General features: G+C 52.5%; 13 protein-coding genes and 1 pseudogene. 7 read left to right on the top strand and 7 right to left on the bottom strand.

Going from position 1 to position 15,142, the window contains the following annotated elements; all coding sequences use genetic code 11:
- Positions 1-137 precede the first annotated feature (137 nt).
- The gene (locus ABF859_RS05255; RefSeq protein ID WP_415526734.1) at positions 138-1,313 is read left to right on the top strand and encodes a hypothetical protein; all 1,176 of its coding nucleotides are present in this window, start codon (positions 138-140) and stop codon (positions 1,311-1,313) included.
- Positions 1,314-1,412: 99 nt separating this feature from the next.
- On the opposite strand, the pseudogene ABF859_RS05250 reads toward ABF859_RS05255, so the two are convergent.
- Positions 1,413-1,964, bottom strand: a pseudogene (locus ABF859_RS05250) (hypothetical protein); the annotation flags it as partial.
- A gap of 300 nt (positions 1,965-2,264) precedes the next feature.
- Here ABF859_RS05250 and ABF859_RS05245 point away from each other — a divergent pair.
- The 3 genes from ABF859_RS05245 to ABF859_RS05235 are packed head-to-tail and all read left to right on the top strand — an operon-like array spanning position 2,265 to position 5,473.
- Positions 2,265-2,849 carry a D-glycero-alpha-D-manno-heptose-1,7-bisphosphate 7-phosphatase gene (locus tag ABF859_RS05245; RefSeq protein ID WP_415526733.1) on the top strand — a complete coding sequence of 195 codons (585 nt, stop codon included), beginning with the start codon at positions 2,265-2,267 and terminating at the stop codon, positions 2,847-2,849.
- Positions 2,846-4,306, top strand: coding sequence for a D-glycero-beta-D-manno-heptose-7-phosphate kinase (gene rfaE1 / locus ABF859_RS05240; protein WP_415526732.1), 1,461 nt, complete (start codon positions 2,846-2,848; stop codon positions 4,304-4,306). The genes ABF859_RS05245 and rfaE1 overlap by 4 nt, the downstream gene beginning before the upstream one ends.
- A gap of 18 nt (positions 4,307-4,324) precedes the next feature.
- Positions 4,325-5,473, top strand: coding sequence for an AGE family epimerase/isomerase (locus ABF859_RS05235; protein ID WP_415526731.1), 1,149 nt, complete (start codon positions 4,325-4,327; stop codon positions 5,471-5,473).
- 111 nt (positions 5,474-5,584) lie between these two features.
- Here ABF859_RS05235 and ABF859_RS05230 read toward each other — a convergent pair whose 3' ends face one another.
- From ABF859_RS05230 to rfaD, 4 genes are all read right to left on the bottom strand, one after another.
- Positions 5,585-6,538, bottom strand: coding sequence for a WcbI family polysaccharide biosynthesis putative acetyltransferase (locus ABF859_RS05230; protein ID WP_415526730.1), 954 nt, complete (start codon positions 6,536-6,538; stop codon positions 5,585-5,587).
- A gap of 15 nt (positions 6,539-6,553) precedes the next feature.
- A complete protein-coding gene (locus tag ABF859_RS05225) occupies positions 6,554-7,498 on the bottom strand; it encodes an FkbM family methyltransferase (protein WP_415526729.1) in 945 nt (314 codons plus the stop codon).
- Positions 7,499-7,765: 267 nt separating this feature from the next.
- On the bottom strand, positions 7,766-8,986 hold the full coding sequence (locus ABF859_RS05220; RefSeq protein WP_415526728.1) for a glycosyltransferase family 9 protein: 1,221 nt from the start codon (positions 8,984-8,986) through the stop codon (positions 7,766-7,768).
- Between the two features lie 54 nt (positions 8,987-9,040).
- Positions 9,041-10,024 carry an ADP-glyceromanno-heptose 6-epimerase gene (rfaD, locus tag ABF859_RS05215; RefSeq protein WP_415526727.1) on the bottom strand — a complete coding sequence of 328 codons (984 nt, stop codon included), beginning with the start codon at positions 10,022-10,024 and terminating at the stop codon, positions 9,041-9,043.
- Positions 10,025-10,411: 387 nt separating this feature from the next.
- Between rfaD and ABF859_RS05210 the strand changes: the two genes are divergently transcribed.
- The gene (locus ABF859_RS05210) at positions 10,412-10,606 is read left to right on the top strand and encodes a hypothetical protein (RefSeq protein ID WP_415526726.1); all 195 of its coding nucleotides are present in this window, start codon (positions 10,412-10,414) and stop codon (positions 10,604-10,606) included.
- An 89-nt stretch (positions 10,607-10,695) separates the two neighbouring features.
- Here the strand turns inward: ABF859_RS05210 and ABF859_RS05205 are convergent, their stop codons facing one another.
- On the bottom strand, positions 10,696-11,661 hold the full coding sequence (locus ABF859_RS05205) for a DMT family transporter (RefSeq protein WP_415526725.1): 966 nt from the start codon (positions 11,659-11,661) through the stop codon (positions 10,696-10,698).
- Positions 11,662-12,055: 394 nt separating this feature from the next.
- Between ABF859_RS05205 and ABF859_RS05200 the strand changes: the two genes are divergently transcribed.
- Positions 12,056-12,403 (top strand): hypothetical protein, encoded by a 348-nt coding sequence (locus tag ABF859_RS05200; RefSeq protein ID WP_415526724.1) that lies wholly within the window; start codon positions 12,056-12,058, stop codon positions 12,401-12,403.
- Positions 12,404-12,461: 58 nt separating this feature from the next.
- Here ABF859_RS05200 and ABF859_RS05195 read toward each other — a convergent pair whose 3' ends face one another.
- On the bottom strand, positions 12,462-14,384 hold the full coding sequence (locus tag ABF859_RS05195; RefSeq protein WP_415526723.1) for a S9 family peptidase: 1,923 nt from the start codon (positions 14,382-14,384) through the stop codon (positions 12,462-12,464).
- Positions 14,385-14,534: 150 nt separating this feature from the next.
- On the opposite strand from ABF859_RS05195, the gene ABF859_RS05190 reads away from it, so the two are divergent.
- On the top strand, positions 14,535-15,134 hold the full coding sequence (locus ABF859_RS05190; protein ID WP_415526888.1) for a DedA family protein: 600 nt from the start codon (positions 14,535-14,537) through the stop codon (positions 15,132-15,134).
- Positions 15,135-15,142: the final 8 nt, after the last annotated feature.

Genomic DNA, 15,142 nt, shown 5'->3' with positions numbered 1-15,142 from the left:
ATCTAAGAGAGCAGTAACAACGATGTAACTATATGAATTTTTCTGGCATGGATAGAAATTTTATGTTTTAGTTAATGTGTAACTTAAAATATTCTTTTTAATATTAACCTAAAATCCGAAATCAAAACGAGGAACAAATGAAAGATTTTAATATAAGAGTTTGGTTTGATGGGAACCCAGGAAATGTCATGCCAATGTATTTAACTGCACTCAAGATGCAGAGAATGTTAGGTTTTGGGAAAATAAGTAATGTTAAAATTCCACTTTTCAATATAGATCTTCCTGACTTCAGTTTAGACACTCATCCAGGCGGATTTCATGATCGCTATCATAGTAGTGGCAGAAGATATGGATTGCTTCCCTTTGAAGGACTTAAGAAATTTATATTGAACTCTGACGCATGCTTTTTAAGTCTAGAGAGTATATATCAAAATATAAATAATTTCCCACGTAGAGATGAAGTTGATTATGATGTTATTTCCCCCCCTCTGGACAGTTGCGAGGGCGGAGGTGAAGATGAGCTTGTAATCAATATAAGAGGTGGAGACATACTTCAGGGAATATGTGATCTTTATGGTATGCTCCCCATAGAATTCTACAAATTTATCGCGCACAAAACACAAAAGAAATGCATATTTTACGGACAACTTGACGAATCTCCTTACATGGATGAATTACGGTCTGCATTTCCTGATGCAACATATATTCCATCTAGAGGAATTGCCCGGGATTTTGATTTTATAAGAAAATCAAAACATATAATTCCATGTATTAGTACTTTTTCTTGGATGGCTTCATGGTTGTCTTCAGCAACCAAGATCTATTTCCCGGTTGCAGGATTGCTTAACCCTGCCCAGCACTATTACGGTATGCTTCTACCTCTTGATGATCCAAGATATGAATTCTATCTTTTCCCTGTTTATGAAGCACTTCATATCAATGAATATCGCTCCTATATCGACCCCATTAGAAATTCTTGGCGCTATATGTCACATGATACTTTGCGAGAAGCTGTAAAACACCGGACAAGTGATATCGATTGTTATCTTCAAGCTTTCAATATAGAAGATTTCATAGCAATGTATCCTGATACTCATGAAGAATTCACCCGCTACGGCATCCGGGGGATGGTAAATACATATCTAGATAAATGGTTTGAAGAAGGTCGTGCTCCAGTTCGCGTCGACAGAGGTTATTATAGCCGAAACTATCAACAGGCAGCACTTGACATCAGCGAAGGGCGCTACAAAAACGAAACAGAGCATTTCCTTAAATGTGGTCAGTTCCAAGGCTACCATCCGAAATCACTTTGAAGAGCGGTCCTTCTGTTCAAATGACGAGTGAATCATCTGCTGACATTTACCAGGTAATAAGTCGGAAGGATTGAAGTCCTTGATGTCTGATTTTGGGCGTCACGGACAATGGGGCAAGTTTCGCTCTGAGTTGGGAGCAGAATGAGCGGTTCCGGCTCTGGGTTGCTCCACGGCGGCGCTGATCCTCATGGTAGCCCGCGTGATACCGACAGTGCGGATGAACAGCCTCATCTATAATTTCTGATCGGCGAAACCATGCTCGACACGGGATCGAATGACGGACTTTACAGCATGTGATCTTGGATATGCCTGGGCGTGGGTTTGAGATGCGGCTTTTTGCGATGGGTCTTTGAGATAGAGCCGTCCCTATCCATGACGGCTTCATTGACTTTTGAGCGATAGGCAATGTCAGCCCAGACATTGGACGCGGTATTGCTGCGATGGCGTCATCCCTCATGGAGCCTGACGCCATCGCTTGCCGCCGCATCTGTCGTTTTGCTTTGCTGAACTTCAGGGACCACCGGGAATGCTGATCTTTGTGTGACAGTTTTGCGGCCTTATCCTGCCAGACCTGAGGAATACGGCTCGCCCAAGATCTGCTTTTTCATTGTTGGTATTGCGCTGCTTTGGAGCCGTCACCAGCGTGGCATCGCCAGGACGGCAGCCATAAGAAACTGAGGACACACCTCAATGACAGCATGGCTGCCTGCAACTTCAGGCGAAGGCTCAAGACCCTGAGTACCCTTACACCTGACGAATAGGTCTGCAAAATCTGGACTTCAGATCCAGAGCAATTCATCCTCAATCCACCTTATCAAAACCTAGGACTAACCTCCGAACAAGCTCTAGACTTCAAAACAGGAAAGCTTCATCATCGAATTAGAAGACAAGACAATTTATGGTAGAATTAGAAATGCTCCGGGAGCAAAAAAAGAAAAACGGTAAAATTGGATGAATGTTGACTTGTTTTCTAATGAGAAAAAAATACACCCCATTGCCCGGAATAAAAATTCGGGTCAGGCTGCCGTTTTTTTTGATAGAGACGGGGTACTCAATTTAGATACTGGATACCCACACCTACCCGATGAAATAATTCTCGTCGATGGTGCTGCAGAAGCTGTCGCCATGGCTAAAAGGAATGGGTATCTTACTATCGTTGTTACAAATCAATCTGGTGTTGCCCGGGGGTTTTTTAACGAAAAAGACGTAGATTTATTTAACTATGCTCTAGCCAGACGTCTTGCCTGCTATGGTGGGATAATAGATCGTTTTTATGTTTGTCCCTATCATCCAGATGCTTCCATAGAAGCCTATCGAAGTGATCATCCGGATCGCAAACCACATCCTGGAATGATTAAGCGTGCTATGGCTGATTTTCGAATAGACCCTCAGTACTCATTTCTGGTCGGTGATAAAATAACGGACCTTCAGGCGGCCGAAGCAGCAGGTATTGCGGGTCACCTTTTTTCGGGAGGAAATCTTTCCTCTTTTCTTTCTCCGCTTCTTGTTTCTTTGCCTCATGGAAGACAGTCATGATTCAGGACTTTAATTTTGGTCGCATAGTCATCATTGGAGACCTTGTACTTGACTGTTACGTACATGGGTCTGTGGACCGTATATCACCAGAAGCCCCTGTTCCCGTATTGCTCCGGGCACAACATACAGCAGTGCCGGGGGGGGCAGCCAATGTTGCCATGAATGCCGCAGCGCTTGGATGCGATGTGGTTTTGATTGGACTGATCGGTCCAGATGTTTCTGGGACAATGTTGAAAAATGCTCTCCAGCTACATCCGAACATTGATATCTCGGGCCTTGTCGAAGATCATGAATGGACTACGATTACGAAAACGCGTGTTCTGAGCGGGCGCCAACAGATTGTCCGGATTGATGAAGAGCACATCAAAAATCCATCAGAAAACACCCGTAAACGTCTTATGGAAAACATTGTTAAGGCAACGGCCCAAGCAGATGTTGTGGTGTGTTCCGACTATGCGAAAGGCGTTCTTGGGGACGACGTCATTCGTGTTGCGATTGAAGCAGCGAACAAGCAGGATATTCCCATCATCGTCGATCCGAAACGTCGCGATTTTTCAGTTTATCGGGGTGCTTCTCTGGTTACACCCAACCGCAGTGAACTTGCGGCCGCGACGAACCTTCCAACCCAGAGTAATAGTGAAATTGAGCGCGCTGCTCACTGTATAGCCAGACAATTTGGTGGTGATGTGCTCGTAACCCGTTCGGAAGAAGGTATGACGCTCTTTCGGAATAACGGTGAAATTATTCATTCTCAGGTTCGTAAGTCAGAAGTCTATGATGTCTCTGGTGCGGGAGATACGGTAGTCGCCACAATCGCCAGCATGATTTCTGCGGGGCAAGATCTTGAAACCGCTGTCGTCATCGCCACGAACGCTGCATCAATCGTCGTCTCCAAGCTGGGAACTGCAACCGTATCGCGCGCGGAGCTTAGTGCTGTGCTGCTTGCGGGTATGCAGGAAAGTGGTGCCCTTACCGATCTTGATCACGCTAAACTCATTATTGAGGAGTGGCACCATCATGGAGCCCGGGTCGTATTCACCAATGGGTGCTTTGACCTGCTTCACCCTGGACATATTTCTCTTCTCCGATCGGCCGCCCAGCAGGGTGATAAACTCGTGGTCGCCATTAATAGCGATGCCTCGGTAGCTCGTCTCAAAGGGCCTACACGCCCTCTTCAGGATGAACAGGCGCGCGCTACGGTCATCGGCGCACTCCGTTATGTCGATCTTGTAGTAATTTTTGACGAAGATACGCCTCTCGAGACGATCAAGGCTTTACGACCGGACGTTATCGTAAAAGGTGCGGACTATCAGGAAGATGAAGTTGTAGGCGGCGAATTTGTAAAATCCTATGGCGGACTGGTCGTTCTTGTCGATCTGGTCTCCGGACGATCCACAACATCGATCGTACGGAAGATGACATCCCCAAGCCCAAACTCCACAACAGTAAAATCCTGAAGAAATTTACAGATTACCATGCATAAAAATACTCATATGAATGTTGCCGCTTCGTCTCTTGCCTGGCGAACCTGGCTAGCTTCAAAAGCGCTTCCGTTATGGGCGACCAATGGCTTTGATACGCGGCGGAACCTGTTCCATGAACGTCTCTTATGGGATGGAACGCCGGTACGCATGGGAGCGCTCCGCCTAATGGTACAGGCACGTCAGGTCGCGACATACTACCGTGCATCGCTTGATGGTCTTTATGATGCCACCTCCAGAGCAGAAGCGTGTCTTGATGCCATGGAACGCCTTTATCATCAGAATGACGGCGAACCTGGCTGGGTCTTTTCGATCGGCCCTGATGATAAACCTGCAGATTGCAGACGTGATCTCTATGCACATGCGTTCGTTCTCTATGCTTACGCCTGGTCTATCAGGGCGGGAGGTCCCCTACGGCTGGCCCGGAAAACCGCCAGCGATATCCGGGCCATTTTTAAGGCACCAAATGGTGGCTTTCTCGATGCAGTTCCACCCATAGACAGTCTTCGTCGCCAGAATCCGCACATGCATCTTCTGGAAGCATATCTTGCTCTTTTCGAAGCTACGCAGGACGAGTTCTATTTGAATGAAGCGGGCGAACTGGCAAATCTGGCGCTCAGACACCTTATTGAACCCCGTTCCGGACTATTGCTTGAGTTTTTCGCCGCAGACTGGAAACCTGCAGAAAAAACCGGCTGCAATCGTGTCGAGCCTGGCCATCTTTTTGAATGGTCTTGGCTTTTAGGTGAGTATCTCCGACTTGCTTCTCTCACTGGATCGGAAACCATGCGCTTTAAAGAAGCAGCAGAACATCTGTATCAGGTCGGATTGGCAAAGGGACGTGACCAGTCCACAGGTCTGGTCTTTGACGCCATGACCGAGGAAGGGAATGTGTTTGAACATTCAACCAGAATCTGGCCTCAGACCGAACTCATTCGCCTGCTTTGCCAGCGGGCGAAAAATGAAAATGTGGCGCTGGTAGAGGCATCACATCTTGGAGACAAATTTCTGTCCCAATATGCACCCCACACGCTGAACGGCGGGTGGATAGATCGCCTGAATCCTAATGGCACACCATTAGTAGAATATATGCCAGCCAGTTCTCTTTATCATATTTATAATGCTGGGCGAGAGTTTATTTGATAAATTCGATCTTACTTAAAATTCTCGAAAATAATTCGTCCTTATTTTTAAATATACGCTTTCCTGTTCCCGGTCCTGCCTTGTTTCAGAACCGGGAAAAATTAAAACGCCTTAAAGTCGCCGCATGCTGACTCTCATGGGTGGTTGGATAACGGGGGCTTGCGGGTCGACCAGGAAGCGAAGATTACTTTCACTGGAATAATACTGGACCAGATCAGTAGGTGAGTGAACGACGAGATTTTCACGCGGCGTGTTTCTGTATGTCTCGTAAAACTGCGAGATCAGTTCAGCACGATCTATGAATCTGCGACCTAGGGAGTTGATGCGCCAGTATCCGGACCCGCGATAGGGCAGGTTGCGGAGTTCAGCGACCAGATTATCCACTGATGTCGTGTCATGCTCTTCTAGTGGATCTTCGAAAAGAACTGGGTTGATACTTCTGTAGATCACCCCAGAATACAGAAAAATTTTCTCCAGATATTCCGACATCATGGAGAGAGAAGGGTGGTTCATCGTGATAAATGCCGGATAACGCAAACAGGCCTGCTCCATGAGAGTTGCACCGGGAATATCGACGTGATTGTTGCTTTCGCGGCGGTACATTTCCGCCATGCTGTTTTCCCATGCCTGCAGGAGACCAAGCCGGATGTAATTTTCCCTGTTGAAACAGCGGGCGGCATTTTCTTCGCTTTCCTCTCGCAGGAAGGCATCCAGAATAATAACGCTGTTGATAGACGTCGGCTTGTCCAGACGCTTTCCGAAGCTGCCTATCATGCAACTGTCAGGAAACAGCCCCCTGAAATAGAAATTTGCAATCGTTTTGACTTTTGAACCAAAACGCTCCCGCAGAGCTGTTTCATTCGTGATTGAAAAGGAAGCCGTCTGCGTAAAAATATAGTCGCAGTCTTCCAACTGCTCGACAAATCTCTCCCGGACAGCTTCTTCACGGGTTTCCGGGCGGGAATAATCCAGAGCCACCACTTCCGCTCCGGAGACCATGAGTGGCGTTAGAACACTGTAGGACTGGACCTGACAGTTACCCAGAAACCCTATACGACATGTCATAAACAAATATTCCCGTCAGAACCTGAAACAACCAAGATAGAAGTCTGCACGCCCTTTCTGATTAGGCATGTCGAGAGTCTGGGGGAAAAGCTCATCAGTCGGCTCGGAAGGATATAGATCCTTTCGGGCAAAGCTGACCTCAAGAGATTCCGGCAAAACAATGTTCTGCACATTCGTGAGATTACCGCAGTTATTTCCGTGAACATGAAAAACGAAAAATTTCTCTGCCAGTTTTCGGAAAACCCTTTCGGCTCTGGCTCGGAACTCCGGCTCTGCAAGGCGTTCGAAATGATGGAATTCCACGACGATCTGGGTAAACCGTTCAAGAATGTCCGTGGAGGTCGTATCAAAGACTGACCATTCATCCCCTTCGATATCCATTTTCAGAATAATCGGAGCATTCGGGGAAAGGGCTTCATCCAAAACCGCATCTCGAAGCATACGTCCTTCTTCCTTCCAGGCCGTAATGCGCTGGGAGTGAAAATGGAAACGTTCGTGGGACTCCGGTAACGCGTCGATGGTGTGGTCATACTGGAATACATCACAGCCACGTTCCGCCACAGCGAGATCCCAGGAAACATCATCATTGATGCCCAGAGAGAGGGCCACGGTTTCCGGAGGAAAGCTGTCGAGCATGACATACCCGCCATCATACTCCCGCCCCAGTCGGCATTTTTCAACACCTTTCGCTTTTCTTGGTGCAAGAAAGCTCAGGATATGGCGGATTTCCTCCGATCCTTCAGGTGTTGCCTTCCAACTTGGAAAGACCGTTTCCTGAGCCCTGATCAGGCTTTCCAGATCCGCAAGCTTTTTGTCCTGATTTTCGGAAAGACGGGCCAGTCTGTCGACATGTTCCTCAACAATGGCTGGCATCCCCTGCTCCATTGCAGGCACAATGCTTCTTGCCAGAGATTCCGTAGTGCAGGCCTGTTCCAGAAGCTTTTTCTGCGTATTCAGCAAAGCCGTGATGTCACGATGCTGTTCGATCAGAAACCGGGTTGTCTCATCACAGAATTCATTCATGGAAGACATGCCCGATGTCATTTCACGGATGAGGGAAGACGGAAAGACGACGGGCTTCTTCTTTTCGAGCAGATCGACTCTGTCGGCAACAGTATCCAGTCTCATCGTGACTGCATCCAGTCTGTCCAGAATCACCCTGAGAACGCTGAAAACATCCCGCGGGAAATTACGAAGATTTTTTGCCATATGGAGCATGGGTAGTCCTTACGTCCCTGTCACGCCGGCAGTGATACGGCGTCTATGGGCTGCGATGATCTTGTTTCGAACAGCCGCTCGCACATCTTCCTGGGTGATGTCGAGAATACAGCTATGACCATGGTGACAGTCTTTTAGTTGTAAAATATGGCAGGCTGAGCAGGCCGTCGGAGCTCTCAGGACGGTGACGTCTGGCCCGACAGGTGCCCACATGGCGGTAGGATCAATGCCGGAGAAAATACTGACGGATGATACGCCCATTCTGGCTGCCATGTGGGTCAGTCCTGTATCGTTCCCGATATACAGATCGGCCCGGGTCAGCAGATCCATGGATTCCCTCAGGGTCGTTTGCCCGACAAATGATGCAAGGAAAGGAGTCCGACAGGCCTCCAGAAGATAGTGTGATTCTTCCTTCTGATCTGGTCCTCCCAGCAGGAAGACTGCCACGTTCATCGTGTTGCAGAGCCATGCGATCAAAGCCTGGTAACGACTGAGGGGCCAGTTTTTTGCCAGACGCCCGGAAGAGGTATTCATGGCGACAAGGATGCGCCCTTTGGCAAATTCCAGATCGACCCTGGCGGGCTGCGCAATCCGCTCGCGCAGAAGACGGCCGATATCCGGAGATGTCCGAAACAGTCCAATAACGCTGTCGGCCAGTCTTTTCATCAGAAGTGTCTGATGCATCCCCAGATTCATATCCGTTCCCGGAGGCATGCCATGTGGAAGCCACATGGTCATCATCTGGTTCAGTTCAGGGGACCCTGCGTCAAAACCACATTTATAAGTGGCCTGAAGATGGGGAAACATGACCCGTGTGTCGACATCGATACGCACATCGACAACAAGATCGAAAAACTTCTTTTCCAGCCCGTTGAGAAGTTTGACGCTAAAAGGGGGTCTGGGTTTGTCTGCCCGGGATTCAAAGAAATTCACAACATGGATCTCGTCAAAGAAATCCAGTGCCCGCGCAATTTCTACATTCCATGGCCCGCAACCCAGTGTCAGATGCGCTTCAGGAAATGCCTGCCGCAGGGCAAGCATGGCATCGAGCGAGAGAATGAAGTCGCCGATGGCGTCTGCCTTGACAAGCAGGATACGCTCAAGCGGCACTTTTTTGTCGAATGCCCGATACGCGGCGAGATCAGACCAGCGTTCAGCAATGCCGAGTGTAGAACGACGGTTATTGCCGTACTGCCAGTCATGAGAGGGCGACATGTCATCTGAGTGCACAGCGAGACAATCCTACTCTGAATCCTAAAGCAAAAAAAAACCGGACAGAACTGGTTAACGATAAGGATCTTCAGAATTGAGATACGTCTCGACACAGTGACGGACCGCAGTTTCCAGCGGCGTGGAGGGCACGGGACAGCCCGCTGCACGCAGACGCTTCTGATCGGCTTTCGTATAATACTGGTAACGCGCACGCATCGCTTCGGGCATTTCAACAAAACGAATGCGCTTCTCCTGCCCCAAAGCATCAAAAATTGCGTACATAAGATCCAGGAAGCTCCGCGCCTCACCGCTCCCAAGATTGTAAAGAGCCACACCCTGGGCGTGTTCCAGAAGCCATTCAATCGTCCGGGTTATATCCAGCACATAGACGAAGTCACGAAGCTGCTCTCCGTCCCTGTACTCAGGCTTGTAGCTTTTGAACAGGTCGATGGTTTCTCCATTGCGGATGAGAGGGAAATATTTGGATACCAGACTCATCATACCGCCTTTGAACTGCTCATTGGGTCCAAAGACATTGAAGAACTTCAATCCAATACAGAGCGGAGGCAATCTTTCACCGTTCTCAAGACGGGTAGCGACGACCTGATCGAAAAGATGCTTGCTCCAGCCATAAAGATTAAGAGGCCGGAGTTTACGGAGATAAGAGAGGGAGATGTCATCTTCAAAACCCTCACTGCCATCACCATAAGTAGCGGCAGAGGAAGCATAGATCAGTTTGACCTGATGCTCAGTGCACCAGTCAAGCAACGCCAGGGAAAACCGGAAATTGCTTTTCATGACTTCATCCCCATCCTGGGCAAGGGTGGAGGAGTTGGCGCCCATGTGAATGATGGCTTCGATGTCGGTACGTCCCTGTAGCCAGGACATCAGTTCATCGGGCGGAACGACGTCCTGAACTACGCGGCGCGCGAGCGTCTGCCATTTTCCATCGGAGCCCAGGGTATCGCAGACAACCACGTCATTGCGGCCGGCTTCGTTGAGGGAAGCAACGATATTGGATCCAATAAATCCGGCCCCTCCGGTAACAACAATCACTCTATCTTCTCCGCCCTGTTAGTCATTGCCACTCATGTGATTTCATGGGCTATTGGGAGTAGATATAGACCAAACCGGCTACCTCTGACACTCCCCGCGTTTGAACACTTCTCTCTATCGATCTGCGTATCCCAAACAGGGAATCCTGTCAGGCAATCCAGCTTCCGACACACCAGAACAGTGCAAGCCTCTCTATTCCTGCTCCGTCCGGAGAATGGCCGGGAATTACTGACCAACAATCTGTTGGTAGAAGAGGAGTGCCCTTTGCATGCCGTCTTCTATGATTTCGCGGAAGCAGACCCGTGAGCTTCTTGGGAATAGATGTGCAGGGCAGAATAATCGAGTTTTGTGCGCATGGACTCCGCCTGTGAGAGGGGGAGCGCCGCCATGCAGGAACAGGAAGGGAACGATAATTCCTTCGGCCTGCATGATGGAAGAGCGTTTCAGATACACCGCCTCGTCTTCTGGGTAAGGGCCGATCAGGCCGTCCAGATAGCCGACTTCGGACTTGTGGATTTCGTAGGCCCAAGCGCGCAGATCGGTGACGCCGTAGAGGGAGGCTCCGGCAGCGAAGAGGTCTGACTGGACCAGGATACCGAGGGGCAGTCAGGACCACCGCCGCGTCTCTGAAGCCAGAACCTGACCCGGATCCACAGCGGCGGGAAGAGGCTCTATCGCGCGGAGAGCGCGCTCCTCTTTGCGGCTTTGATATTGCCCTTGGCGATTTTGCGCGCCTTGAGGCGTTCGAGACGCTCTTTCATCGCCATTTTCTCGTAGCGGATGCGCTGGCGGATCCAGTTCAGCATACCCGAGGCTGTCAGGACCGCGATGCCGACGAAGGTCCAGCGATCGAGCGGCTGCTTGAAGAGGAAGTAGCTCAGCGCAACGCCCCAGGCCATCTGGCTGTATTGCGGCAGAGCGACGCGGTTGGCCGGGGCCCTGGCGGTGGCGAGCATCATGCAGAGCTGTCCGAGAGCGGTCAGGAAGCCGTATCCGAACAGGTAGAACCAGATCTTTGTGTTGGACGGCCATGTGGCATGGGCGATCATCAGCAGACCGTTGCCGACCAGCGCGCCCATCAGGCTCGATCCGAAGAGCGACAGGCGGACGGTTTCCTTGCTGGCAATGCGATAGGCGATCACGCTGCCCGCATTCGCGCAGGCGGCCATGAGGGCACACAGATGGCCCAGATTAAGGGGGCGCACTCCCGGGCGCAGAACGATCAGGACGCCCGCAAAGCCAAGCGCGACCGCCAGCCAGGCCCAGAACGTCACTTTCTCCTTGAGCAGCACGACGGACAGGATCGTGACAAACAGCGGCATCAGGAAGGTGATCGACAGCGCCTCGGGCATCGAGAGCAGCATGAAGGCTTTGACGCTGGCAGCCGTGGCAACGAAGACGCAGACAGCCCGCAGCAGCCACATTCCGCGAAGCTTGGGGCGTACGATGTCGAGATAGGATTCAGTCGGTTTGCGGATGAAGGGAAGGATGAGAAACCCGAACACCCCGCCAAAAAACGCGACCTCGAAGGGATCGAGACTTCCGTCCAGAAGTTTGGAGAAGGCGTCGCTGATGGCGAACGCGGAATAGGCTCCGAAGGCCAGGGCCATTCCGGAGAAGAGGGTTTTGGTGTCCATGAGACTCTGGGATTCTGAAGAGAAAAAGAGAAAATGTGCGGACCTGAGACAGGGCACCAGTAATTTCGGTGAGGCTTCTTAGAAGAAGTATTATGGAAATTCAAACCCGTTTCCGGAACATCGAATATTTTCTTCTTTAACCGCTGTATATATTAAATAATAACATATAATTATTTATACATAACATTGCATGAGTTATCTATAGGGAGATGGGGCGGCCTATGGAGTGATTTTGTTCAGCCGGAAAAATCGACTCTGGAAGGCCGGTTCGTTATAGAAGCGGGACTCTTCAATGTGATTTTCAGGGGAACGGTCTGTGCAGTGCGAATGGCGTAGGTCTTACGACAGGCTGGTTCCGATGCTCATCAAGGAGCATTTCGGGGATCCGGGTGTCATGACCCGGCAGTTTCCCTACATGAAATCGACGTTCCTCTGGAAAGGGGATGATTTCATTCTCACGCCCGAAGCGCTCGCCAATCCGAAGAACAAATATCATGGGCTTGAGCGGCTGGCGCTGGAGCATCATGAGGCCGGAGACTGGCGGCTGGCTGGGGAATACTGGCTGATCGCGGCGGGATGGCGCCGGAACATTATGGACTCGGCCAATGAACGGCATGTGGAAGCGTTGCAGTTCGCCCTGCGCCATGTCGAATATGACAGGGCGCTGGCGGAGTGGAAAAAGAAGAAGCTCAGCCGGAATGCGATGCCCTATCCCAGCCAGTTCGGGCTTTCGGACGACTGATTTTCCGGGGCGCTCCATGCAGGGAGGCAAATCCCTGCATGCCTCCCCAGCCTGAAAATTACTGACCAAAGACCTGCTGATAGAAGGCGAGTTCCCGTTGCAGGGCGTCTTCTATGGTCTCGCGGGCGCGGAAGCCGTGGGCTTCCTCCGGATAGACGTGCAGGGCGGAATGTTCGAGTTTTGTGCGCATGGATTCCGCCTGTGAGAGGGGAACGACCCTATCTGCGCCGCCATGTAGGAACAGGACGGGAACGGTAATTCCTTCGGCCTGCGTGATGGGAGAACGTTTCAAATACACGGCCTCGTCTTCGGGATAGGGGCCGATCAGGCCGTCCAGATAGCGGGCTTCAAATTTGTGGGTTTCTTCAGCCAGAGCGCGCAGGTCGGTGACGCCGTAGAGGGATGTGCCGGCAGCGAAGAGGCCCGACTGGGCCAGGGCGCCGAGGATGGTCAGGCCGCCGGCGCTGCTGCCGCGGATAACGCAGCGGGCGGGGTCGGCGAGGCCACGGTCGAGCACGGCCTGCACGCCGGCGAGGCAGTCTTCGATATCCGCGACACCCCACTGTCCGTCCAGTGCTTCGCGATAGGCGCGGCCGAAGCCGGTTGAACCGCGATAATTGACGTCGAGGACGGCGAAACCGCGCGAGGTCCACCACTGCACCTTGAAGGCGAAGGACGGATTGGCGCGGCCGGTCGGACCGCCATGAGCCATGACGACGAGCGGGGGTTTTTCGCCATCCCGAAGCGCGCTGGTGCTGCTGGCGGGAGCGTAGAACAGGGCGTGGGCTTCTGCGCCGCCGACAGTCGAAAAGGTCAGGGGTGTGGGGGTGGCGATATCAGCTTTCGTCACGCCGGGCGGCAGCGTGACGCTGGTGCGGAAGCGGTCACAGGGCTCGCCGGGGCGGCCGACAGCGATGGCGGCTGGGGCGTCGGTCGGGGCGTCGATCCAGGCAAAACGCCCGTCTTCGAGCGGCTGCGGGACGTTGACGGGGGTGCCTAACGCGACGTCCGCCCAGTTTCCATTGTCTTCCAGCAGAACATGATTGAGGCCGTGACGGATGCCAAGGGTCAGCAGTCTGTTTCCGGACAGGGGAGCCATGCTGCGCTGACCGAAGACCCAGTGCGGCAGACCGATTTCGGCGTTGGCACCGTTCAGACTGTGTGGATGCCAGCCGGTGTCGTCATGGGAAAAGCGGATTGGGGTCCAGCGGCCCGGGGCGTCAGACGTGGCGTAAAGCGTGCCGTCGGGGGACCAGCAGGGTTCGATGATGCTGCACGGTTCGGGTCCGGTCAGGTCGGTGATAGGGCCGAGCGTGCCGGTTGTGCGATCGAAAGGTGCAACGCAGAGGGTTGTGACAGTCCAGGGCATGGCAGGGTCATTCCAACTGAACCAGGCCAGGAAGCGTCCGTCGGGTGAAGGGCGGGGGGCGGCGTAGAAATCGGCGCCTTCGGCCAGCACGGTTGCGCGTCCGTCGGCCTGCACATGAACGAGGGCTGCGACGGGCACGCCTTCGCCATGAGTTTCCCGCACGCAAAACACGCCATCGGAGGCAGGATCGAAGGTCAGGTCGGCGTAACGGTGTTCGGGCTTTTCGCCTGCCTGCGTCCATTGCGTGGCGCTGGTGCCGTCGCTGAACCAGAGACCGCCGAGTTTGCGGTCACTGAAGATGACCTGTGGCGCACCATCCTTCAGGCGGACATCCCATGCGCCGCCGCCATATTCATGCACGCGCGTGCCGACCGAATATCCGGGCGTGATCAGGTCGCGGATGTGACCTTCGGGATCGCGGGCAGTGATGACGGCACGTCCCTGTTCATCCGGGCGGCTTTCGAGCCAGATGATCCAGTTCCCTGCCGTGCGCAGTTCGGAGAAGGACAGGGTGTGTCCGGCCACGAGTTCAGGCGTGACCCAGGAGGGCCAGTTTCCGGATGCGGACGGGGGCGCTACGGGAGAAACCGGGGGGGAAGGCGATGTCGTCATTTTTCATCCTGTCTCCGATGCCGTAGTATCGTAACCGGTGGCATTCCTTTCCGCCACAGCTTGAACGGGACCAGGACACTGTTTCATCTCAGTCATTTTCTCGACCATATGCTGGTGCATTACGGCTATGGCGTCGTCGGCGTCATCGTCATGTTCGAGAGCATGGGTCTTCCCCTGCCAGCGGAAAGCGTCATCATCGCGGCTTCGCTCTATGCGGGAAGCACCCACCATCTGGAAATCCGCTGGATCGCGCTGGCAGCCGTGCTTGGCGCCATCATGGGCGACAATATCGGGTATCTGCTCGGCCATCACTTCGGTTACGGCATTCTGAAAAAGCACGGCCACAAGGTCGGCATGACGGAAGAGCGGCTGATGCTGGGGCGGTATCTGTTCCGCAAGCATGGCGGGATCGTCGTGTTCCTCGGGCGTTTCATCGCGGTGCTTCGGGTGTTCGTGGCGCTGCTGGCCGGAGCGAACCGGATGCCCTGGCATTCGTTCCTGTTCTTCAATGCGATGGGCGGCATCTGCTGGGCGGGGGGTTATGCCTTCGTGACCTATGAACTGGGCAAACAGATCGAGAAGATCTCGGGGCCGGTCGGTGTCATCATGGCCATTGTGGGGGTGAGTTGTCTGATCGGGGGGCTGGTTTTTCTCAAGAAGAACGAGAAGCGCCTGACGGATGAAGCCCTCAAGGAGGCCCAGGCAGACGAACTGCGCGATGCTGCGCGCGTGGACAAGCAACCGAGCTGACACAGACT

This window comes from Gluconobacter sp. (assembly GCF_047722525.1).
In the GTDB taxonomy this organism is placed as follows: Bacteria; Pseudomonadota; Alphaproteobacteria; order Acetobacterales; family Acetobacteraceae; genus Gluconobacter.
The sequence above is the reverse complement of the archived record's forward strand: the minus strand, read 5'-3'. Positions and strand labels throughout refer to the sequence as shown.